The sequence below is a fragment of the Bacillus sp. EKM501B genome, from assembly GCF_011800505.1.
Lineage (GTDB): Bacteria > Bacillota > Bacilli > Bacillales > Bacillaceae_G > Bacillus_A > Bacillus_A cereus.
Genome location: NZ_JAALFZ010000003.1, coordinates 164829 through 188371 on the forward strand (window position 1 = coordinate 164829; position 23543 = coordinate 188371).

Genomic DNA, 23543 nt, shown 5'->3' on the forward strand with positions numbered 1-23543 from the left:
GTGAGGTTATGGTTCTTTTTGTTTGTGGTTTTATAGAATGCTGAAGTTGATGGGACGGTATCCCTGAAAGAGAGAATAAAAAATGGTTATTGATGATAAGCGGGTAGATACTATAGCAGATTGTAAACGCTCAATTGTTAAGTGGTTATTATTTTTTTACTTTATTCGAATCTTCATATGTTTTGTGTTTTTATCCATACCTATTGTAAGATTATATAGAGTTCTCCTAATAAACTGTTTTAATGGATTATTTAGGGGTTTTAAATTTATAAATCTTAAATTATTTTTTCGGGATAATTTTTTTATCTAAATAATTTATATTGAAGTAGAGGTGAACCATCGGTGAAGCAGGTGTTGGTGATTAAAAATGAACGGTCTTCAGCAAAGAAAATCGTAAGCGGTTTAACGCAAGAGGGCCATTTCATTTTAAAACTTCACAATGAAAACCAAGGTTTAAATATAGCATATGAGCAAGATTGGGATATTATCATATTGGATTGGGATTCATTAAGTATATCGGGACCAGAAATTTGTAGACAAATACGACTTGTTAAAATGACACCAATCATTATTGTGACCAACAATATTTCTAGCGAGGATTGCATAGCAGGGTTACAAGCAGGAGCAGATGATTATATTAGAAAACCATTTGTGAAGGAAGAATTAGTAGCGAGAGTTCAAGCTATTTTAAGAAGAAGTGACTATAACCAGCAAAATGAGACAAACTTTTTTCAGTTTAAAGATCTCTTTGTTGATGCATCTAGCAATATTGTGAAAAAAGGTGGCAAAAATCTCTCGCTTACGAAGCGCGAGTACGATTTACTTGTATTTTTAATTAAGAATAAAAATACGATATTAAGCCGTGAAATGCTTTTGAATCAAGTTTGGGGATATGACGTAGTAGTAAATCCGAATGTAGTAGACTTATATATTGGGTATGTAAGAAAAAAGCTAAAGTGCGAGAAGAAAGATAGATATATTCAAACGATACATGGCAGAGGCTATTCAATGGTTGAATGATAAAAATAAGATAATAAAGTAGTTTCTGTGAAATATTAGCTATTACTGCGCGTATTTTGTAAGGGAAGGTCTCTGTCCCGTATTTGTTGAGAAAGTATTTAATGAAGGTTAATCAACAGTCCTGACCGCACATATTACTTTTTATGCTTGATTTTATGAATTCATACGATTCACAAGATTTTCACAGAATTAATGACTATACTAATTAACAGGATGTTCAAATGAAAATGATTATCAATAGCGATTCAATTGAATAAAAGTTATCTTCTAATTCAATCTATGGATGTCATCATTTTCGAAATAAATCACACTATAAGGAGTATACATATGAAAAAATCTATGCTTTTAAAATTAGTGAGTATTCTAGCAATTTTTACTTTAATGTTAGTGGCTTGCTCAGATTCAAGTAAAGAAACTTCGAAGGCTAATAATAAAGATAATGGTAGTGATAAGCCAAAAACGGTTGAAATCACTGATGCTCATGGAACTGTTAAAGTACCTGTAAACCCAAAGAATGTAGTTGCTTTGGATAACAGAACTTTTGAAACTTTATCTGATTGGGGAATTAAATTAGCGGCTGCTCCAAAGGATATCATGCCTGCTGATTCAGCATATAAAAAGGATGAAAAAGTTCAAAATATTGGGAATCACCGTGAACCAAATCTAGAAATTATTGCAGCGGCAAACCCTGATCTTGTAATCGTTGGTCAAAGATTTGCTGATCATTATGAAGAAATCAAAAAATTAGTGCCAAATGCAGCTGTTATTGATCTTAATTTTGATGTTTCTGAGAAGGCTACTAAGCCTGGAGAAAACTTAGTAAAAGGACTTAAAGATTCTACAACTACTTTAGGTAAAATCTTTGCTAAAGATAAAGAAGCTAAACAATTAGTAGCTGATTTCGATAAATCTATTGAAAAGGCAAAATCTGCTTATAACGGAAAAGATAAAGTTATGAGTGTTATCGTTACTGGTGGAAATATTGGCTTTGCTGCGCCGCACTCTGGTCGCGTTTGGGGACCTATGTATGAAATTTTCGGTTGGACTCCAGCATTAGAAGTTTCGAATTCTACTGCAGGTCATAAAGGTGATGATGTTTCTGTTGAAGCTATCGCACAAACAAATCCTGATTGGCTTTTCGTATTAGATCGTGATGCTGCAACATCTGATGCAGCTAAGTCAACACCTGCTAAGGATGTTATTTCTAAATCACCAGCTCTTCAAAACACAACTGCTGTTTCTAAACAACAAGTTGTTTATGCACCAGAAGATACTTACACAAATGAATCAATTCAAACTTATATAGAGTTATTTGGAAATCTTGCAAAAACTTTAGCTAAGTAGTGTAAAGGGGTACGAAACAGTGTCAAAAAATATGATTTCTAGGGTTGAGAATATTTCTCAACCCCAGTTTTATAATCACAATAAAATATGGACAAAACCTTTTATAATAGCGGTTATAGTTGTTATAATTTTAGGGATTATATCACTGTTTACTGGAGTTTATGATATACGTGGACAAGAGGACGGAATGGAGATGTTTTTCATCACTCGTGTTCCGAGAACAGTTGCATTAATGCTTACTGGAGCTGCAATGGCGATGGCAGGACTCGTAATGCAATTAATTACACAGAATCGTTTTGTTGAACCTACTACAACGGGGACGATTGAATGGTCAGGCTTAGGCCTGCTTTTTGTGTATTTATTATTTCCTGCCCCGACTTTAGTTCAAAGAATGACTGGTGCAATCATTTTTTCTTTTATAGGAACTATGATTTTCTTTCTATTTTTAAGAAGAGTTAAGCTTCGTTCGTCTTTAATTGTTCCGATTATCGGATTGATGCTTGGAGCAGTAATTTCTGCAGTGTCTACTTTTTTAGGACTCCTTTTTCAAAAGACGCAAAGTATTGAAACTTGGTTTGTAGGTTCATTTGCTAACATTCAGGTGGGAAGATATGAATATTTATGGCTGATTGTTATCATTACTTTTCTTATTTTTATGTATGCTAATAGATTGACTTTAGCTGGACTAGGAGAAGATGTCGCAACAAGTCTTGGAGTTAATTACAATAGAATTGTTCTTTTTGGGACTGCTCTTATCTCTGTTGCAGTTGGAATTGTTGCAGCTGTTATTGGACACTTACCTTTCTTAGGATTAATTGTGCCAAATATCGTTTCAATGTTTAGAGGTGATGATCTTAGGAGTAATTTACCTTGGGTTTGTGTGATCGGAATGGGATCAATAACTGCCTGTGACATCATTTCTCGAACAATTATACAGCCTTTTGAATTACCTGTTTCTTTAATACTTGCAACAGTGGGAGCAGTCGTGTTTATTACTATTTTATTGAGACAAAGAAAACCAAGGAGGCTACGATGATCACATTAGAATATAGAAAAAAAGAAAATGTCGAAATCGATTCTAGCCTTCATAATGAAAGTAGATCAGCTAGCGCTTTTCGGTCTAAGAAGGAAGCAAGACGTTATTGGATTTTACTCATAACATTGATTGCTTTAGGTCTTCTTTCTTCATATGGACTTTTAGTTTATAACAATCCAGTTCCGATAGATTCACCTTCTTTTATCCCAGTCGTTAAGAGAAGGATAGTAGCTATTGTTGCAATGATTATTGCTGCGGTTTGCCATAGCTTGTCGACAGTTGCTTTCCAATCTATTACGAATAATAAAATTATTACTCCTTCACTTTTAGGTTTCGAATCACTTTATTCAGCAATTCAAACGAGTACAGTATTCTTCTTTGGTGCTAGTGCGTTAATAAATTTTAATGGAATTGGATCATTTTTATTCCAAGTTGTTGTTATGGTCTTCATGAGTTTGATACTTTATGGATGGTTACTTTCCGGTAAATACGGGAATTTACAACTTATGCTTTTAGTTGGAATTATTATTGGTACCGGGTTAAATTCTGTGTCAACTTTCATGAGAAAACTACTTGCGCCTTCAGAATTTGATATTTTACAAGCAAGATTATTTGGTTCTGTTAATCATGCAGATCCTGCATATTTTCCTATTGTAATTCCGATGATCATAATTGTAGCAGTATTAATTTTTGCTCATTCTAAGAATTTGAATGTTTTGTCACTAGGAAAGGATGTTGCTACTTCTTTTGGAGTTAAATATCAACCTAGTGTAATTTATACGCTTGTATTAGTTGCTATTCTGATGTCCATTTCAACCGCTCTAATTGGGCCACTTACTTTCTACGGCTTTTTAGTAGCAACTTTGAGTTATCAGGCAGCGGCAACTTATGATCATAGATATATTTTTCCGATGGCTTTTGCTATAGGATTTTTAATAATGACGAGCGCATACTTTTTAATGTATCATGTATTCCATGCTCAAGGTGTAGTTTCAGTTATTATTGAATTATTTGGTGGAATTATATTCTTAACTATAGTTTTAAGGAAGAGGGCTTTATGATAAAAATTGATAATGTTAAAAAGTTCTATACTGATAAGGTAAAAATAGGACCTTTGGATATTGAAATACCAAAAGCAGGCTTTACTTCTTTAATTGGACCAAATGGCGCTGGAAAGTCCACGACACTTTTGATGATTGGCAGACTTTTAGATATGGATGAAGGCCAAATTCAGGTAGCAAATATGGATGTTTCTGAATCCAAATCAAAAGACTTAGCAAAAGTTTTGACTATATTGCGACAAGAAAATCATTTTGTAACTAGGCTTACAGTTAGACAATTAGTTGGATTTGGGCGCTTTCCGTATTCAAAGGGAAGATTGACTAAAGAAGATGAGGTTATTATTTCTAAATATATCGATTTCTTAGATTTAACTAGTTTAGAGAATAGATATTTAGATGAGCTTTCTGGTGGTCAAAGACAAAGGGCATATGTAGCGATGGTATTGTGCCAAGAGACGGAATATGTACTTTTGGACGAACCTTTAAACAACCTTGATGTTGCTCGTTCTGTTCAAATGATGGAGCATTTAAGACGTGCAGCTAATGAATTTGGAAGAACAATTTTGACTGTCATGCATGACATAAATTTTGCAGCTAAATACTCGGATAAAATTTGTGCTATGAAAGATGGACAAATTGCTGCTTTTGGAACAGTAGAAGAGGTTATGGACTCAACACTTTTGACAGATATTTTTGAAACAAAAATAGAAATTATTAATGGTCCTTATGGGCCAATCGCAGTTTATTAGTTATAAAATGTCTTGCGTAGATTATGCAAGCTACTCTAGTTGAAGTTGCTGTCTATATTTTATAGGCAGCAACTTTTTTTATGTGATTACTCATAAAATGCAAAAGAATGCTTCACCTTTTCAAGTATGTACCAAACGAAAAAATATCTCTGTATAATTTTTCAAAAGAATTCAGCTTGTTTTTTGTATATGTAATATTGCATATCAGAGTGTATTGATAAAAGTGTAAGGGGTCACTATAATGAGGGCATAAAGATAAATCACATTTTCGTAGCAATAAAAAGGAGGAAATAATATGGAAATCGCAATGGCAGTTTTAAAATTTGTAGGTGGCGTAATCCCGTTAATTCAAGAACTTTTAAAAGCATTTATGTAAGTTTATCAGTTAGCTATCATTTATCAATCATTATCATATTTTACTAAAAAAAGAACGGGGTGATTTTTCTGAATATTAAGAAAAACACTAAAAGAAGAAAGTTCCTTACATGTTTATTAGTTAGTTTATGCACTATTAATTATTCATCTATTTCCTTCGCAGAAACACAAGCAAGTAATGTAACTGATGTAACCAAAAATGCTAGTGGCATTAATACTGGTATAGCAAATCTTAAATATAATAATCAAGAGGTTTTAGCTGTAAATGGTGATAAAGTAGAAAGTTTTGTTCCGAAAGAAAGTATCAATTCAAATGGTAAATTTGTAGTAGTGGAACGCGAGAAAAAATCACTTACAACGTCACCAGTCGATATTTCAATTATTGATTCTGTAGTGAATCGCACGTATCCAGGAGCTGTACAACTTGCAAATAAAGCTTTTGCAGACAATCAACCAAGTTTATTAGTGGCTAAGAGAAAGCCTTTGAATATTAGTATAGACTTACCGGGCATGAGAAAAGAAAATACAATCACTGTCCAAAATCCGACATATGGTAATGTAGCTGGAGCAGTAGACGATTTAGTATCTACTTGGAATGAAAAGTATTCTACAACACATACGTTACCTGCAAGAATGCAGTATACGGAATCTATGGTTTATAGTAAATCACAAATAGCAAGTGCTCTTAATGTTAACGCTAAATATCTTGATAACAGTCTAAACATTGATTTTAATGCGGTTGCAAACGGAGAGAAAAAAGTGATGGTTGCCGCATATAAGCAAATATTTTATACGGTAAGTGCTGAACTACCTAACAATCCATCCGACCTTTTTGATAATAGTGTTACTTTTGATGAGTTAACTCGAAAAGGCGTAAGTAATTCGGCTCCACCTGTTATGGTTTCAAATGTAGCTTATGGTAGAACGATTTATGTAAAATTAGAAACAACATCTAAGAGCAAAGATGTACAAGCTGCTTTTAAAGCCTTACTTAAGGATAACAGCGTTGAAACAAGTGGACAGTATAAAGATATTTTTGAAGAAAGTACCTTTACTGCTGTAGTATTAGGCGGAGATGCGAAAGAGCATAACAAGGTTGTTACTAAAGATTTCAATGAAATCCGAAATATCATTAAAGATAATGCTGAATTAAGTCTTAAAAATCCAGCATACCCAATTTCATATACAAGTACTTTCTTAAAAGATAATGCAACTGCTGCTGTTCATAACAATACAGATTATATTGAGACGACAACTACAGAATATTCAAGTGCTAAAATGACACTTGATCATTACGGTGCTTACGTTGCTCAATTTGATGTATCTTGGGATGAATTCACATTTGACCAAAAGGGTAACGAAGTATTAACACATAAAACATGGGATGGTAGCGGAAAAGACAAAACGGCTCATTACTCTACAGTTATCCCACTCCCACCAAATTCAAAAAATATAAAAATTGTAGCAAGAGAATGTACAGGTCTTGCATGGGAATGGTGGAGAACAATTATTAATGAACAAAATGTTCCATTAACAAATGAAATAAAAGTTTCAATTGGAGGAACAACATTATACCCAACAGCTAGTATTAGTCATTAAGTATAAAAAAGCGCCCTATAAGTAGGGCGCTTTTTACTTGGTCACAAATTTTATTTTGTATCGGTATGTTTTTAAGTTTTGTAAATCATCAACTATAAGGTGGGAATATTGTGCAGACGAAAAGCTACATGTTTTTCGTCTTTTTGTTCTCTTGCTTAATAAGAAAGATCCTGTATCTCAGTACAGGATCTTTAATCAAACGTTTTTAAAAGCTAAATTGTGGTTTCATATCACCTTTATAAGGTTCATGTTCAACGAATATAGTTATATCGTTACCAGCTTGGTTTTTACCAGTTCTTTTATACGTAAATTTATTTTTATTTAGTTCAGTAAGTTCAAGAGCAGCACCGTATTTATTATTTCCAATTGAAACATGGGCTCTTATTTTATTTTCGTGTACAACATCGAAGTAGCCATAATCACCGCGGCTTTGACCTGTTTCGCTATTGAAGAACTCATATTTATTAGATTTGTCATCAAATTTTGCTAGACTTATAAAATTCGAATTAAACTGTGTTACATCGTTACCAGTTTCGTCTAATACCTTTGTTCCGTGCCAAAGGGTACCGCCTAAAATTTTATCTCCATCAACGTTTTTAACAATATCTCCTGTAGTCGTGTTCAGCTGCTTGTCCGGATCAGTGAAAGAAAGTTCTTTTTCTTTATATGGAACATGTTCAACGAAAACTTCTACATCTTTACCGTTAGCGTCTTTCCCTATTCGTTTATAAGTAAATACATTTTTATTTAGTTTTGTCATGTCAACGACAGCTTGATACTTCATTGATTCTGAAATTAATATTCTCTTTTTCCCATCATTTGTGATAAAGAAAGTTCCTTTATCGCCACGACTTGCACCTGTTTTAGCATCAAAAAATTCATATCTGCCGGACTTCGCATCATATTTTGCAAGACCAATGAAGTTTGCATTCTCTTTTGTTAAGTCATTCTTATCTTTGTCATACACTCGTGTACCTTGCCAATTTGTCTCGCTAAGAATATTAGCCATTTTTTGCCCTTTAGTTAATTTATTTTCCTTTTTTGTTTCTTTAGCAACTTGTTCTTGCTTTTGTTTCCCATGATTTTCTTCAGCTTTAGTACCAGCACACCCTGTTAATGCTAATGTGAATCCGAGCAGTATGGATGATAGTGTTTTTGTTTTTTTGTTCATGTTTTATCGTCTCCTTATTTTATGATTTTAGGTAGTACGGTTAGCGATTATAGTAGCAGTGCGTCATATACGAGCTTAGTTGCTACGTTTCTTATGTTAATACTCGACTATAAACTGCCTCTAAATAAAACATTAAAAAAAGATAAACTAATTCCTAAAATTTTTTCATACTTATAAAAAGGTTTTTTACATGGGGTGAATGTGAATTTCTTATTTTGAAACTGGCGTAATCACATTGGGGTATACACATTATGCTTACATTGCGATTTTAGATGTGATGTTATACTGTGTATAAGATTTTATGTGTGTATGTTGTGTCGGTTTTTGTCGATAAGTCGATATATTTCGAAAATCGCTGATATATTTGGAGTTGCGCCGATATATTTCGAAAATCGCCGATATATTTGGAGTTGCGCTGATATATTTGAAAAATCGCTGATATATTTTGGAGGGGGATAAAAATGATTGTGAAAGAGCGGAAAATGCCCGTATATTTGCTGCAATTAGAAGCTTTACTTAGAAGATTGCCTGCTCATCATCCAAAAAGGAATGTGGTGGTTGAAAGTCTAGCGAAATTTATGGCCGGCTATAAAGGAGAGCAGGCGATTGAGTATCCACTTAGTTTTTTACCCGAAACAGAATACAGTATTTTACATGATATTAGGTTATTTGATCAAAAACATTATTTCCAAATTGATACCCTCATAGTTTCATCTTATTTTCTTCTTTTTCTTGAAATAAAAAATATTATTGGTACATTAATTTTTGATACAAAGTTCAATCAACTTATTCGAATAGTAGATGGTAATACGGAAGAAGGATTCCCAGATCCGCTTTTACAACTGAAACGGCAAGAGATGCAACTGAGAAAATGGCTGAATCTACATGATTTACATAATATTCCGATTGAAGCCCTCGTTGTAATTAGTTCCCCTCGTACAATTATTAAAACTTCAGATGAAATACTGTCTAGTAAAATTATCCACAGTGCAAATTTACCTAATAGAATAAAACAGATTAAAAATCAATATAAAGAAAAAGTGATTGATAATATAAATGGACTTATAGGCCAGATTATGAATGAGCACATTCCGCAACGTCAAAATGTTCTTGCACAATATAAAATTAAAAAAGAGGAGTTGCTAAAGGGTGTACAGTGTGAGGAATGTTTTACAATGGCAATGTTAAAAGAAAGACAGGGATGGCGTTGTTCAAATTGCAATAGTATGTCTAAACATGCTCATTTACGTGCTGTACAAGATTACACACTTCTGTTTAGTGTGATAACTACTAATAGCGAATTGAGGGAATTTCTTAATATGGAATCTAGTTCTGCGGTTAAAAGACTCCTCCAAACAATGAACATCACCTTCACTGGCAATAAAAAAGGACGAATATATGATTTAACTTCTTTCCAATCGTAATTTTGCTATAATAAATAAGTACTTATACGAAGGGGAGTCTAAAGAGAGTATGAAGTCATTTAATATCGATCATGTTATAGCTAGTGTTTTGCAATGGATATTAAATATAGCCTTAATTATATTATCCATTGTGTTATCAATTTTCTTAGTGAATGAGACAATTACGTTCGTGCAGTATATTTTTTCGGCAAAAGAGTATACGTCTTATAAATTGGTTGAAAGTATCATCGTCTATTTCTTATACTTCGAGTTCATTGCATTAATTATTAAGTATTTTAAATCGAATTATCATTTCCCGTTACGCTATTTTATTTATATCGGAATTACGGCCTTAATTCGATTAATTATTGTGTCTCATGAGGAACCGATGGAGACGTTATTATACGCAGGAGCAATTCTTGTTTTAGTTATTGCTTTATACATATCAAATATGAGAGATTTGAGAAAAGAGTAGTAGTGCAGACATAAGTCAGCACTACTTTTTTACATCTTGACCTTCAAGTTGCTTGAAAGTTTACAATGAAATTAGGGCGTTTGAAATCGAAAAAAATTGAGAAATTAAGTGAAGAGGTTTCTTTTACTTGGAGGTTATAGGAATGAATCAGGAATTGAAGTTACGTCCATTAGAACGAGAAGATTTAAAGTTTGTACACGAACTGAATAATAATGCGCATATTATGTCGTATTGGTTTGAAGAGCCGTATGAGGCATTTGTGGAGCTGCAAGACTTATATGATAAACATATACATGATCAAAGCGAACGCCGATTTATCGTTGAGAAAGACAATGAAATGGTTGGATTAGTTGAGTTAGTAGAAATCGATTATATTCACCGTAGAACAGAATTCCAAATTATTATTGATCCGAATTATCAAGGATATGGTTATGCAGTGGATGCGACGCGTTTAGCAATGGATTACGCTTTTTCCGTACTAAATATGCATAAGATTTATTTAGTTGTGGATAAGGAAAATGAAAAGGCAGTACATGTTTATAAAAAAGTTGGGTTTATGGTAGAAGGTGAGCTTATCGATGAGTTTTTCGTTGATGGTAACTATCATAATGCAATAAGAATGTGTATGTTTCAGAAGCAATATTTTGAAAACAAGTAGTTGAAAGATTCGGAAGTAATGTTGACGCTTCGTAAAACCGTATGCTAAAATCCTTTTTAAGTATTAAGGAAGGTGCATAATATGCTTTATATAAAATTTGTAAAACTCATTAGAAAACTTTGCTCCGCACAAATGTATACGGTGAAGCGTTGTACGGAGCTTAATCAAGGGGTATAAATCCCCTATATTCATCGGCTGAATAACTTTTCTAAAAAAGTATAGTGTATCTATGCTTATTTCGTTATGGTTTTTCAGCTGGTGTATAAAATAGATTAAGGGGCCATAGACAATGCTTTGTCTATGGCCCTTTGTGTATATTATTCCGATGAGTCTTTACTATAAATTGGAGTAGTATAGGAAAAACCACGAAGCAGAGGGCTAGTGTCGAATGACGCTATCTCTCTGCTTTTTTTAATTTCAGGAAAAGAGGAATAAAAATGAGTTTACTTAAAGTGGAAAGTTTATCACATAGTTTTATAGATAAAGTATTATACGAAAATGCTTCTTTTGATTTGCATAAAGGGGAGCATATGGGAATTGTTGGACAGAATGGTGCAGGAAAAAGCACATTAATGAAAATATTGGTGGGGGAAATTATTCCTGATAAGGGAGACATAAAGTGGCAACCTAATATTCAAATTGGACATCTTGATCAATACGCAGAAATTGATGAGGGTTATACCATTTCACAATATTTAAAGAGAGCCTTTTATGATTTGTATGAAATGGAAAAGAGAATGAACAAGTTATATGAAGAAAGTGCGATGACTGGAGATGAAAATCAACTATTGAAAGCGGCAGAAATTCAAGGACTGCTCGAGGCTCGTGATTTTTATTCAGTAGATAGTATTACGAATAAGGTGGCAGCCGGTTTAGGTATTGATGTGATTGGGATGAATCGTGTGATTGGTGAATTAAGCGGAGGGCAGCGTGCAAAGGTAATTTTAGCGAAGCTCTTATTAGAAGAGCCTAATATTTTATTGCTAGATGAACCGACGAATTTTCTCGATAAGGAGCATGTGGAGTGGCTTGCTAATTATTTAATGAATTTTGAAGGAGCGTTTATTGTCGTATCACATGATTTTGATTTTCTGGAAAAGGTAACTTCTTGCATATGTGATGTAGAGTTCGGAACAGTTAAGAAGTATTACGGCAAATACTCAGATTTTGTAAGACAAAAGGAGCATTTGCGAAAAGATTATATTCGCCAATATTATGCACAGCAAAAGAAAATTGAAAAAACGGAAGAGTATATTCGTAGAAATATTGCTGGGGTGAATTCAAAAATAGCGCAAGGTCGTAGAAAACAATTACAGCGTATGGAAAGAATTGCGCCACCAAGTTTTACTCATAAACCGTCTATTCATTTTCAGGAACTTCCCATTTCAGTTCAGACAGTTCTTGAAGTAAATAATCTTGAAGTTGGTTACGACTTCGCTCTCTTACCAAAGTTGAATTTTTCAGTAATGGGTGGGCAAAAACTTGTCATTACAGGTTTCAATGGAGTAGGGAAATCTACTTTATTAAAAACAATCGTTGGAAATATTGCTAGTATTTCTGGAGAGTTTCACTTTTCAGAGCAAATAAAGATTGGATATTATGAGCAAGATTTAAATTGGAGCAATGATTCTTTAACGCCGCTTCAAATTATTTCAGAACAGTTTCCTAAACTGAATATGAAGGAAATACGCCATCATTTAGCTGCGTGTGGAGTGAAGGATACGCACGTTTCGCAAGAAATTCGTACGTTAAGTGGTGGTGAACAATCGAAGGTGAAACTGTGTGGATTATTACTATCACCTTGTAACTTCTTAATTTTAGATGAGCCGACAAATCATTTGGATGCAGAAGCGAAGGAAGCTTTGCAAAAGGCGTTAATTAAGTTTAAGGGCAGCATTATACTCGTATCTCACGAAGCAAGTTTTTATCTTGATTGGGCAGATAGCATCTTTCATATAGAGACGGGATTAGTTAAGGGGGTGTGAAACATATGAGTGAAAACAATTGGAAAACGAAAATTATATTATTTTTGACCGCTCAAACTATTTCGTTGTTCGGTTCCTCTCTCGTGCAATACGCGATTATATGGTATATCACCCTTACAACATCATCAGGAGTGATGTTGACTATTTCAACTGTTTGCGGTTTTCTACCACAAATTGCGATATCTTTGTTTGCAGGTGTTTGGATTGATCGTTATGACCGTAAAAAGATGATTATGTTATCGGATGGAATTATAGCGATTGCGACGTTAGTCTTAGCAATTTTATTTTTAACAGGATATAAAAGTATTTGGTTACTTTTTATTGTGTTACTCATTCGTTCAGCTGGAACAGGAGTACAAACGCCAGCTGTGAATGCATTAATTCCGCAAATCGTTCCGAAAGAGTATCTTATGAAAGTAAATGGAATAAATAGCAGTATTACATCTTTAATTATGTTTCTTTCTCCAGCAGCAAGTGCTGCGATTCTTTCTATTGCCAGCATTGAAACAACATTTTTTATTGATGTTATTACAGCTATGATTGGAATTAGTATTATGTTTGTCATTCATGTGGAAGGACATGTGAATGTAGAAAGTAAGCAAAAATCTAATCTACAAGGAATTAAAGAAGGGTTCACTTATTTAAAAGAAAATGTATTTATTAAAAGGCTAATCGTTTTATTGATTATCGTCATGATTTTAATAAGTCCAGCTGCTTTTTTAACACCTTTAATGGTAACTCGTTCTTTCGGGGCCGAAATGTGGAGACTTACTGCTAGTGAGATGACCTTTAGTGCGGGTGCGGCAGCTGGTGGCGTATTGATTGCAGCGTGGGGTGGTTTTCGTAATCGTATGCATACAACAGCGCTAGCTTGTGCATTATATGGACTGCTTATGATTGGACTCGGAATAGCACCGATATTTATTATGTATTTAGTCTTTAATTTTTTAATTGGTATAACAATGCCGTGCTTCAATACACCAGTTACTGTGTTATTGCAGGAGAAAGTAGAACCATCAATGCACGGACGGATGTTTAGCCTTGTACAAATTGCGAATTCATGCGCGCTTCCTTTAGGAATGATAATATTTGGTCCGTTGTCGGATATGTTTAGTGTAGAGATTTTGTTAATTTATGCTGGGATATTCGTGCTATTTTGCGCAATGTATATTGTATTAAGCAAGAGGTTTGAAGTGTAAATATTTATAATTTAGAAGGTTTGCGAAGTGATTTAAGATGCTTTGCAAACCTTTTTGTTGTTTGTTTAGTCAATAATTATTTATTGTTTAACAATAAATAATTATTGACTGTTAATTCTTTTTTAGATAATATGATGGTAAGAATCTAAGGGGAATTACATAAGTAGAGGAGAATGTGAAATGAAAAATAAATACGTAGTAGCTATTTCTTTCATGATTTTAGCGATTATTTCTTTAACGATACATGCTTCAAACAGTAAAGTAGGAGCGGATGGATTTCTTGAAGAACCTTTCTTTTTCCTAGTACCGATAAGTTATATATTGTTCCTTAGTGGTATTGGTGTATTGCTATTTGGATTTATTACTTCAAAGCTGAAAAAGGGCAATAGATAGGGACAAAACACTCACTATGAAATAGAAACATACCATATGGAAGAAAAAGAATAAGTGAGATGAATCATGATGAATCATTATTTTTATAATGGTAGACAAGTAGGAGCTGCTATTACGCTGGCTGGGGCACAAGGGACAATTCATGCTGTGAATCAAGCTATTCAAATGCAGCAACAAGCATATTTTGCACAAATGATGCAAAGTCAATATATGCCGTATTCACAACTTCCGATGCAAATTATACATTACGATGTACATCCAGCTGGTTTATTTTCCATTCCATATGGCGGGACATATTTCTTATGAAAAAAAGCGACTCAATAGAGTCGCTTTTTTATATTCCGCCTAACTTCATTCCAAGGAAGGCAAAGGCGATACCAATTATGTAAGTAGCACTTAAATATAAAAGGAAGATGTATAGTTTTTTACGAGTGAGAAGCTGAACAGATTCTAATTTAAACGTAGAAAATGTAGTGAATGCGCCCATAAATCCAGTACCTAATAATAGTTGCCAGCCTGTAGTGACTCCGTTGCCAATTATATACCCAAGTAAAAATGCCCCTGTTATATTAATAAGGAATGTAGCAATTGGAAATTGTGTTTTATTTCTTTTCTTAAACCAATTGCTAATTGCAAATCGTGTAATCGCACCGAAAAATCCTCCTGTTGCGACTAATAAAGCTTCTATCATGAGTAATCACCTTCTGTAAGAGATTTCTTAATTAAGAAATCTCCAAGTGTATAGCCAAGGCCAGACATAATGAGGCCACCAAGTATGCTGCATGATACATATAAGAAGGCTATGCTCCACTCAGAATGATTGATCAATTGCACAGTTTCTACACTAAATGTTGAAAAAGTCGTAAAGGAACCGATGAATCCAGTTCCGATGCCTGTGATAACCTCTGAAGGTAAGATGTTTAGCCGAGCGATATAAGTAGTTAGCCACGCTAAGAAAAAGCAACCGATTAAGTTAATGAGTAATGTTGCCAATGGAAATGAATGATGCCAAAATGTGTTGATATTAAGACCTAAATAATAACGAGAAAGAGCTCCTAATATACCAGCAATGCCAACGATAATATAAATCAATTTTCTCACCTCTTTAAATAGCTTGCTCAAAAAAATAGACTCCTACCAGTATCCATACTGGTAGGAGTCATTAGCTAAGCAGCGTTTATGGCGAACTCCATCGCCTATGATTATTACATATAGTGTACTAAATATACCGTTTAATTTCCAGTGAGGAGGAGGGTGTAACTTTTCTTTTTTTGATGTCTGAAGGCTTTTTAAGTAATTAAAATGGGATCGATTACTTATCAACTAAATATAGTGATATACGGTTTTAATTATGATAAAATGTTTCTTATGTGTGTCGTTTTGTTTTATTTGACTGAAAATAAAGAAAAATAAATTTGCGTGAAAAGGAGTCATTTATTTGAAGAAATTTTTAAAAATCGTATTTACATGTGTTTTAGTAGTAGCGGGCATTGTAGGAGGATTTCTAGCTTATATAACACTTACTAAAGAACAGCCTGCTGATGTTATAAGCTTGAAGGTAGAGAATAATAAGGAGCGCGTATTAGCGACTGGAAATGAGTTTAAAGTTACAACATTTAATATTGGATATGCTGGGTTAGATAAGGATCAAGATTTCTTTATGGATGGTGGAAAGGGATCTGGTTCAAGTAGTAAAGAGCAAACGGAAACTAATTTAAAGAATATGCTTTCGTTTTTACAAAATGAGAATAGTGATTTTGCACTATTACAAGAAGTTGATATAAAGTCACTTCGTTCATTTGATGTAAATGAACATGAATTTTTGAAAAAAGGATTACCTGATTATGTTTCGTCATTTGGCAAGAACTACGATACGAAATGGGTTCCAGTGCCAATAACAAATCCAATGGGATATGCGGAGGCTGGATTAAGTACGTTTTCTAAATACACTGTTCAAGAAGCGAAGAGGTTCCAGCTGCCTGGAATGGAGCCTTGGCCAAAGCGTTTGTTTGATTTAGATCGAGCAATTGTGGAATATAAAATTCCTGTTAATAATGGAAAACATGTTAGACTCGTAAATTTACATTTGTCTGCTTATGATGAAGGCGGGAAAATTAGAAAACAGCAAGTAGAGTATTTAAAAGAATATATGAACAAGCATTATGAAAATGGTGATTACGTAATAATGGGTGGAGATTGGAATCAATTGGTTTCGAACGCTCAATTAAGTGATCCGAAGTTCGTGAAAGAGCGTCCTGAGTGGTTAGTAGAGTTACCGAAGGACTTTACAGACGGTGGCTTTAAATGGGCTGTAGATCCGTCTGTTATGACTGTAAGAGATGATGTAAAGAAATATGTAGAAGGTGAAAATTTCGTCACTATTATTGATGGCTTTATCGTTTCACCGAATGTAGAGATTGTAAATGTACAAGGGAAAGATTTAAAGTTTGAAAATAGCGATCATAACCCAGTAAGTGCGGTATTTAAACTGAAGTAATTGATATGTATAAGTAGAAGGTGGGGCTTCATATGGAGTGGTTAAAGAGGACTTGTTTTTCTAACCTTGAGAAAGAATCACAGAAAAATCATTTATTACTGTTTATAACGATTTGTAGTTTCTTCCTTGGGATAATCGCAATTGGGTATTATGGATATATTTTTACAGAGAGAGCCATAGCATTTTGGATTTGTGGTATTTCTGTCGTTGCATTTGGAACGCTTTTTACTTTTATAAAAAGTATGGAATCAGCGTATAAATATATCATGACATTTATGTTGCTTACAATGTCTTACATTATGGTACAAGCTTTTAATGAAAGCCCGGCTGTATTTCAAATGGTCTATTTTACATTAGCTGTTTCACTTATTTATTTAAGCGAGCGCCTCATTTTAATTATTGGCGGGGTAGCTGTTGTGATCACATTTATCCTTTGTAGCTATTGGCCGGAGCAATTTTTTGCTTATACAGCCTCATCTGAAGCTGCTAATTTCGCAAGTTTGTTAGCGATTGTAACAATCGCTATGTGGGGCGTCACGAAAATCGGTTCTAATCTGCTCCTTCGTTTAAGTGATGAGAAGCAAGAAGTAATGAGAAAAGCTCAGGAGTTAGAAGAGACGCAAAGACTTATTGAAGAAACAGTTGTGAAACTAGATAGTAATTTCAATCATTTAAGACAAAATATGAACACGTCGATGGAATCGATGAGTGAAATTAATTTTGCCTTTGAAGAGGTGGCAGTTGGTACGCAATCACAATCAGAGATGATGTATCGTTCGGTAGAAGTATTGAATGATATGGAGGGAAATATTGAGCAAATCATCTCTCAAGTAAGAACTGCATCGGCTCATGTGGATGAAAGCTTAGAAATTTCAAAAGGTAGTGTACATACTCTAAGAAATTTTGAAACTAACATGAGAAGTTTAAATGATGTTGTTTCACAGTCTGGAATTATATTTAGAGATTTAATGATGCAATCGAAACAAATTAATGAAATTGTAGATGTAATAACGAATATTTCAAGTCAGACGAGTTTGCTAGCTTTAAATGCAAATATTGAAGCTGCGAGGGCAGGCGAGCATGGAAAAGGTTTTGCTATTGTAGCGAGTGAAGTGTTAAAGCTTGCTGAAGAATCAAATCGTTCTGCGGGAAGAATTCAAGGGATTTTGAAGGAGTTTAGTAATCAAGCAAGTAAGGTAGAAGTGCAAGTAGAGAAGTCAGAAAGAGTACAAGAAGAATGTAACGAGATGTTAGCAAGCGTTTTAACAAATGTAACTGATTTAGGGAAGTTTATTGATGCGATTAATGAAGTAATGCGAGAGGTTGTTGTTCAACAAGAAAGTTTCCAAGTTAAAACGACGAATATCGTAAAGGATGTTACGCATGCTTCTAACGTAATTCAGCAAACTTCTACAGCTACAGAAGAAGTGCTAGCGAGTGTGGAAGAAGAAAAACATCGAAATGATACGTCAGTGAAGACGTTACAAACTGTTAGCGAGCAAGTGAAGTTGTTAGAAGATATTTTAGAAAAGTAATATTGCTTGGAAAGAGCACGAATGATGTGCTCTTTTTTCATTGAAACGAATACTTGATAGGAATTTAATTGCTTTTCTGCGCGTTTTCTGCCAAGCTTAAGGAGATAAAGTGAGACTAGTACATACTTATTATTAGTCCTCACCAATCAAGCTATCCGCAAATAGCGGAATAAAATACTTCAAAGAAAGAATTATATAGGTGACGCATATGATCGAAGTTAAGACTTCTGAACTTAGTGATGGAGAATTTAATAGAGGTGTATTTGCAACTCGTGATATTAAAAAGGGTGAGTTGATACACGCAGCACCAGTTATCTCTTATCCGAATGAACAGCATGAACATATTGAGAAAACGTTACTTGCTGATTACGCATTTGAGTATGGAATCAATCATACGGCAATCCTTTTAGGATATGGTATGTTATTTAATCATTCATATACACCGAATGCAACGTATGACATCGTTTTTGAGAATCATACATTTAACTTCTATGCTTATAAAGATATAAAAGCAGGAGAAGAAATTTTAATCAATTATAATGGTGAAGTTGATAACGATGAGCTGTTATGGTTTGATAAAGAAAAAGAAGAGAACGAAAAGTAATATAAAGAGTATAGAAAGAGCACATTCTGTGGGATGTGCTCTTTTTTATTGATGTAAATAAAGTAAAAAGTACAAAAAAATACCACTTTCTTTTTGTGTGGTATAGTAAGATACTGAGGGATAGTGTTTTGAAAAAGTCATATATTTTACAAATTGTTGTCTTTCTGATGACATGTCAAGTTTAGTAGTCCATTTGGGTTGCTTTATTATGCAATATATATTTTAATATGAGTGGCACCTCTTATAAATTAAGAGGTTTATAGGTGTCTCGAATTGATTTTGGGTACACTGTATCCACCACTTTAGGTTCTTTCATGTACGTGGGGATATTATGGGCCCGTATAACGGGATAAAATGAATATAGAAATAGAGGAATCGTAAAATGAATATGCAAGAGGTTTATAAATATTTAAGTACGGTATTGCCTGAAGGACATGTTAAACAAGATGAAATGTTAAAGAATCATACGCATATTAAAGTTGGCGGAAAAGCAGATGTTTTTGTTGCGCCTACAAATTATGATGAAATTCAAGAAGTTATTAAATATGCGAACGAATATAATATTCCAGTTACGTTTTTAGGAAATGGATCGAATGTCATTATTAAAGATGGTGGAATTCGCGGGATTACAGTAAGTTTAATTCATATTACAGGTGTTACTGTAACAGGAACGACGATTGTAGCACAGTGTGGTGCAGCAATTATTGACGTATCACGTATTGCCTTAGACCATAACTTAACGGGTCTTGAGTTTGCTTGTGGTATTCCAGGTTCAGTTGGCGGAGCATTATATATGAATGCTGGTGCATACGGCGGTGAAATTTCGTTTGTATTAACAGAAGCTGTCGTAATGACAGGTGATGGAGAGCTACGTACTTTGACGAAAGAAGCATTTGAATTTGGATATCGTAAGAGTGTATTTGCGAACAACCATTACATTATTCTTGAAGCGAGATTTGAACTTGAAGAAGGTGTACATGAAGAAATTAAAGCCAAAATGGATGATTTAACGTTTAAACGTGAGTCAAAACAGCCTCTAGAATATCCTTCATGTGGTAGCGTATTTAAGCGCCCACCAAATAACTTTGCTGGTAAGTTAATTCAAGACTCAGGACTACAAGGTAAGCGAATTGGTGGAGTAGAAGTTTCTTTAAAACACGCTGGATTTATGGTGAATGTTGATAACGGAACAGCACAAGATTACATCGATTTAATTCACTTCGTACAAAAGACAGTTGAAGAGAAATTTGGCGTGAAGTTGGAGCGAGAAGTAAGGATTATTGGAGAAGATAAAGAATAACGAAATACGTATGAAGATATGAATTATTTTAAAATAACATTTGGGTATTGTTGACAATTTGTTTTCAATTCAATATAATGGCTAATAATTTAACAAATAACATACGTTGAAAGAGCCCAGTAGCAGTTTGTCACTGTTAACGAGAGAGCTAGGGGTTGCTGGAACCTAGCACAAACAAACTTGCGAATTACACTCTGGAGTATCTTAGGTAATGCTAAGCGGACTAGCAATCGATATTATTGCTAAGAGTGGTATGAGTAGCTATGCTATTTATGCAAACTGGGTGGTAACACGGTGAATAATCGTCCCTATGTCTATCGTAGACATAGGGGCTTTTTTGTTTTTAAAAAATAAAGGGGATGACAAAAGATGAATATTATTGATGAATTAGAATGGCGCGGCGCCGTTAATCAGCAGACTGACGAAGAAGGCTTACGTAAGCTAGTAGAAGAGAAAAAGATTTCACTATACTGCGGAGTTGATCCAACTGGTGATAGTATGCATATCGGACATTTGATTCCGTTTATGATGATGAAGAGATTCCAATTAGCTGGCCATCATCCTGTTATTTTAATTGGCGGGGCAACAGGAACAATTGGTGATCCGAGTGGACGACAATCAGAGCGTCAACTTCAAACGTTAGAAGTGGTTCAGCATAATGTAGATGCGTTAACAGCACAAATGAAAAAGCTATTTGATTTTGGTGGAAATAGCGAAGTGAAGATGGTAAATAACTATGATTGGACACATGAAATAAATATTATTGAGTTTTTACGTGATTACGGGAAAAACTTTAGCATCAATAGCATGTTAGCGAAGGATATTGTAGCAAGCCGTTTAGATACAGGTATTTCTTTCACAGAATTCACGTACCAAATTTTGCAAGCGATGGACTTTCACCATTTATACACGAAAGAGGATGTTCAACTTCAAATTGGTGGCAGTGACCAATGGGGAAATATTACGAGTGGTTTAGATTTAATTCGTAAGTTAGAAGGTCATGAGGCGAAAGTATTCGGATTAACGATTCCGTTATTATTAAAATCGGACGGTACGAAGTTTGGTAAATCAGCGGGTGGTGCGGTTTGGCTTGATCCTGAAAAAACGACACCGTTTGAATTTTACCAGTTCTGGGTAAATACAGATGACCGTGACGTAATTAAATACTTGAAATACTTTACGTTCTTAACGAAAGAGCGTATTGATGAATTAGCAACGAAGGTAGAAACAGAGCCTCATAAACGTGAAGCGCAAAAAGTGTTAGCGGAAGAAATGACGAAATTTGTTCATGGAGAAGAGGCGTTCCTGCAAGCTGAGAAAATTACAGCAGCGTTATTTAGCGGAGATATTAAATCGTTAACAGCTGATGAAATTGAACAAGGCTTTAAAGAAATGCCAACATTCCAGTCTTCAAAAGAGACGAAAAACATCGTAGAGTGGCTAGTCGATTTAGGGATTGAACCATCTAGACGACAAGCACGCGAGGACATTAATAATGGTGCGATTTCTATGAATGGTGAGAAAGTAACAGATGTGGGTACAGATGTTACTGTAGAAAATTCATTTGATGGAAGATTTATTATTATTCGTAAAGGGAAGAAGAACTACAGTCTTGTGAAATTAGGATAATAAGTAAGGCTGGAAAATATATCGGCGATTTTTCGAATATATCGACCGTAACTCAAATTATATCGGCGATTTTCGAAATATATCAGCGCAAATCCGAATATATCAGCGATTTTCCCAATATATCGATTTACCGACAAAAAGCGACAATAAGAGCTGTTCCGAACGGGACAGCTTTTATTGTAAAAAGTCAGTATATTTAGATAAATTTAAAGGGTATATAATTTTTTTGACGAATAAATAAGTTAGAGAAAATTACGGATAAAAAATAGCCCGAACCATGCAGGGCATGATTCGGGCTTATATTCAGATTAGTAAGCTAAGCTGAATAGACCTTTAATGTGTGATAAGTAACGAACGTTACTTGCTTCTTTCATTAATGATGCTGGTAAGCCTTTAAGTGGAGTATTGCTTGCTCCAATTGTAGCAACCGCATCTTTACGTCCTAGACTAGCAAGTGTTCCAGAGTTTACAGGTGCGAACTCTTCTAATGCTTTGCCTTCTAGTGCTGCGTATAAGTTGTATCCAATTAACTCACCCATTTGCCAAGCGATTTGTGCAGTTGGTGGGTATGGACGTCCGTCTGGAGCGAAGACAACAGCGCTGTCTCCAGCAACGAATACGTCTTTGTGAGAAGTAGATTGTAGGTATGCATCAACTGTTGCACGTCCACGGTTAACTTCAAGACCTGATTCACCGATTAATGGGTTACCTTGTACGCCGCCTGTCCAAACGAATGTGTTAGCAACAAGTTTTTGACCGTCTTTTAAGTCGATTTCATTGCCAGCAACGTTTGTTACAGGAAGACCAGTTAAGAATGTAACACCGCGTGCTTCTAGGCTAGTAGTTGCACGTTCGATTAAGTGGTCTGGTAATACTGGAAGGATTTTTGGACCTGCTTCAACAAGAAGAAGTTTCACTTCTTTTGGATTTACGCCGTGGCTTTTTGCAAGTTTAGGCATAATGTCAGCAAGCTCACCAACTAGCTCAACGCCAGTTAATCCGCCACCACCGATTACGATTGTAGCATCAGCTTCGTTTTTCGTTTTCGCGTATTCACGAATACGGTCTTCAACGTGTTTGTAGATTTTGTTTGCATCAGCAGCAGATTTTAATACCATGCTGTTTTCTTCTAGTCCTGGAATACCGAAGTAAGCAGTTTTACTTCCTAAAGCAACTACAAGTGCATCGTAAGATAAAGTAGTGCCACCAGCTAGTTTGATTTCTTTGCTATCAACTGAGAATGACTCAACTGTTGCGATTTTAAGATCGATGTCTTTGCCTTTGAAAAGCTTTGTAAGTGGCATTGCAACTGCTTGCTCAGACACGTTACCAGCTGCAAGGCGGTGTAGTTCAGTGATGATTTGGTGTGTTGGGTATTGGTTAATCACTGTAACTTGTGCTTCTGATTTGCTGTAATATTTACGTACGTTTAAAGCGGCAAGAAGACCGCCATAACCAGCGCCTAAGATGACAATTTGTTTTGACATAGTATGATATCCCCCGTCTTTAC

The 23543-nt window shown here is 34.7% G+C and carries 22 protein-coding genes, 1 riboswitch and 1 other annotated feature; of the genes, 18 read left to right on the top strand and 4 right to left on the bottom strand.

The window, feature by feature from the left end; all coding sequences use genetic code 11:
- Window positions 1–342 precede the first annotated feature (342 nt).
- From HFD78_RS09935 to alo, 6 genes are all read left to right on the top strand, one after another.
- Window positions 343–1020: a response regulator transcription factor gene (locus HFD78_RS09935; RefSeq protein ID WP_191968070.1), complete on the top strand. Its 678-nt coding sequence runs from the start codon at window positions 343–345 to the stop codon at window positions 1018–1020.
- Window positions 1021–1347: 327 nt separating this feature from the next.
- Complete coding sequence (locus tag HFD78_RS09940; protein ID WP_000749436.1) at window positions 1348–2364, top strand: siderophore ABC transporter substrate-binding protein; 1017 nt, start codon at window positions 1348–1350, stop codon at window positions 2362–2364.
- Window positions 2365–2383: 19 nt separating this feature from the next.
- Window positions 2384–3400, top strand: a complete 1017-nt coding sequence (locus HFD78_RS09945; RefSeq protein WP_000042063.1) for an ABC transporter permease — start codon at window positions 2384–2386, stop codon at window positions 3398–3400.
- Window positions 3397–4461 carry an iron chelate uptake ABC transporter family permease subunit gene (locus tag HFD78_RS09950; protein ID WP_000631244.1) on the top strand — a complete coding sequence of 355 codons (1065 nt, stop codon included), beginning with the start codon at window positions 3397–3399 and terminating at the stop codon, window positions 4459–4461. The genes HFD78_RS09945 and HFD78_RS09950 overlap by 4 nt, the downstream gene beginning before the upstream one ends.
- Window positions 4458–5210: an iron ABC transporter ATP-binding protein gene (locus HFD78_RS09955; RefSeq protein ID WP_000590071.1), complete on the top strand. Its 753-nt coding sequence runs from the start codon at window positions 4458–4460 to the stop codon at window positions 5208–5210. The genes HFD78_RS09950 and HFD78_RS09955 overlap by 4 nt, the downstream gene beginning before the upstream one ends.
- Window positions 5211–5645: 435 nt before the next feature.
- A complete protein-coding gene (gene alo / locus HFD78_RS09960; RefSeq protein ID WP_000576744.1) occupies window positions 5646–7184 on the top strand; it encodes an anthrolysin O/cereolysin O family cholesterol-dependent cytolysin Alo in 1539 nt (512 codons plus the stop codon).
- A gap of 205 nt (window positions 7185–7389) precedes the next feature.
- Here alo and HFD78_RS09965 read toward each other — a convergent pair whose 3' ends face one another.
- Window positions 7390–8355: a DUF4822 domain-containing protein gene (locus HFD78_RS09965; RefSeq protein WP_001036738.1), complete on the bottom strand. Its 966-nt coding sequence runs from the start codon at window positions 8353–8355 to the stop codon at window positions 7390–7392.
- A 461-nt stretch (window positions 8356–8816) separates the two neighbouring features.
- Here HFD78_RS09965 and HFD78_RS09970 point away from each other — a divergent pair, with 461 nt between their 5' ends.
- From HFD78_RS09970 to HFD78_RS10000, 7 genes are all read left to right on the top strand, one after another.
- A complete protein-coding gene (locus HFD78_RS09970) occupies window positions 8817–9779 on the top strand; it encodes a nuclease-related domain-containing protein (RefSeq protein ID WP_000635743.1) in 963 nt (320 codons plus the stop codon).
- A gap of 49 nt (window positions 9780–9828) precedes the next feature.
- Window positions 9829–10233 (top strand): phosphate-starvation-inducible protein PsiE, encoded by a 405-nt coding sequence (gene psiE, locus HFD78_RS09975; RefSeq protein ID WP_000834708.1) that lies wholly within the window; start codon window positions 9829–9831, stop codon window positions 10231–10233.
- Between the two features lie 142 nt (window positions 10234–10375).
- Window positions 10376–10891 carry a spermidine N1-acetyltransferase gene (speG, locus tag HFD78_RS09980; RefSeq protein WP_001071092.1) on the top strand — a complete coding sequence of 172 codons (516 nt, stop codon included), beginning with the start codon at window positions 10376–10378 and terminating at the stop codon, window positions 10889–10891.
- Window positions 10892–11328: 437 nt separating this feature from the next.
- Window positions 11329–12876: an ABC-F family ATP-binding cassette domain-containing protein gene (locus HFD78_RS09985; RefSeq protein ID WP_000054865.1), complete on the top strand. Its 1548-nt coding sequence runs from the start codon at window positions 11329–11331 to the stop codon at window positions 12874–12876.
- 5 nt (window positions 12877–12881) lie between these two features.
- Entirely contained in the window at window positions 12882–14075 is a 1194-nt protein-coding gene (locus HFD78_RS09990) for an MFS transporter (RefSeq protein ID WP_001293750.1), read from the top strand.
- A gap of 180 nt (window positions 14076–14255) precedes the next feature.
- Window positions 14256–14468, top strand: coding sequence for a DUF3955 domain-containing protein (locus HFD78_RS09995; RefSeq protein WP_000792611.1), 213 nt, complete (start codon window positions 14256–14258; stop codon window positions 14466–14468).
- 66 nt (window positions 14469–14534) lie between these two features.
- Window positions 14535–14774 (top strand): DUF3947 family protein, encoded by a 240-nt coding sequence (locus HFD78_RS10000; protein WP_000980955.1) that lies wholly within the window; start codon window positions 14535–14537, stop codon window positions 14772–14774.
- Window positions 14775–14802: 28 nt separating this feature from the next.
- Here HFD78_RS10000 and crcB (HFD78_RS10005) read toward each other — a convergent pair whose 3' ends face one another.
- Together crcB (HFD78_RS10005) and crcB (HFD78_RS10010) are read right to left on the bottom strand one after the other, a co-directional pair.
- Window positions 14803–15159: a fluoride efflux transporter CrcB gene (crcB, locus tag HFD78_RS10005; protein WP_000568582.1), complete on the bottom strand. Its 357-nt coding sequence runs from the start codon at window positions 15157–15159 to the stop codon at window positions 14803–14805.
- On the bottom strand, window positions 15156–15560 hold the full coding sequence (gene crcB, locus HFD78_RS10010; RefSeq protein WP_000639312.1) for a fluoride efflux transporter CrcB: 405 nt from the start codon (window positions 15558–15560) through the stop codon (window positions 15156–15158). The genes crcB (HFD78_RS10005) and crcB (HFD78_RS10010) overlap by 4 nt, the downstream gene beginning before the upstream one ends.
- 54 nt (window positions 15561–15614) lie before the next feature.
- Window positions 15615–15674: riboswitch (Fluoride riboswitch) on the bottom strand.
- A 232-nt stretch (window positions 15675–15906) separates the two neighbouring features.
- Here crcB (HFD78_RS10010) and HFD78_RS10015 point away from each other — a divergent pair.
- The 5 genes from HFD78_RS10015 (at window position 15907) to tyrS (ending at window position 22033) form a co-directional block, all read left to right on the top strand.
- The gene (locus HFD78_RS10015) at window positions 15907–16965 is read left to right on the top strand and encodes an endonuclease/exonuclease/phosphatase family protein (RefSeq protein WP_000714047.1); all 1059 of its coding nucleotides are present in this window, start codon (window positions 15907–15909) and stop codon (window positions 16963–16965) included.
- Window positions 16966–16997: 32 nt separating this feature from the next.
- On the top strand, window positions 16998–18500 hold the full coding sequence (locus HFD78_RS10020; protein WP_000455077.1) for a DUF4077 domain-containing protein: 1503 nt from the start codon (window positions 16998–17000) through the stop codon (window positions 18498–18500).
- A gap of 208 nt (window positions 18501–18708) precedes the next feature.
- On the top strand, window positions 18709–19104 hold the full coding sequence (locus tag HFD78_RS10025) for an SET domain-containing protein (RefSeq protein ID WP_000573649.1): 396 nt from the start codon (window positions 18709–18711) through the stop codon (window positions 19102–19104).
- 382 nt (window positions 19105–19486) lie between these two features.
- Window positions 19487–20404 (top strand): UDP-N-acetylmuramate dehydrogenase, encoded by a 918-nt coding sequence (murB, locus tag HFD78_RS10030; protein ID WP_001057102.1) that lies wholly within the window; start codon window positions 19487–19489, stop codon window positions 20402–20404.
- Between the two features lie 97 nt (window positions 20405–20501).
- Window positions 20502–20717: a binding site (T-box leader), on the top strand.
- A gap of 56 nt (window positions 20718–20773) precedes the next feature.
- Complete coding sequence (gene tyrS, locus HFD78_RS10035; protein WP_001021098.1) at window positions 20774–22033, top strand: tyrosine--tRNA ligase; 1260 nt, start codon at window positions 20774–20776, stop codon at window positions 22031–22033.
- A 308-nt stretch (window positions 22034–22341) separates the two neighbouring features.
- On the opposite strand, the gene HFD78_RS10040 is transcribed toward tyrS, so the two are convergent.
- Window positions 22342–23520, bottom strand: coding sequence for an NAD(P)/FAD-dependent oxidoreductase (locus HFD78_RS10040; RefSeq protein ID WP_000043203.1), 1179 nt, complete (start codon window positions 23518–23520; stop codon window positions 22342–22344).
- Window positions 23521–23543 lie beyond the last annotated feature (23 nt).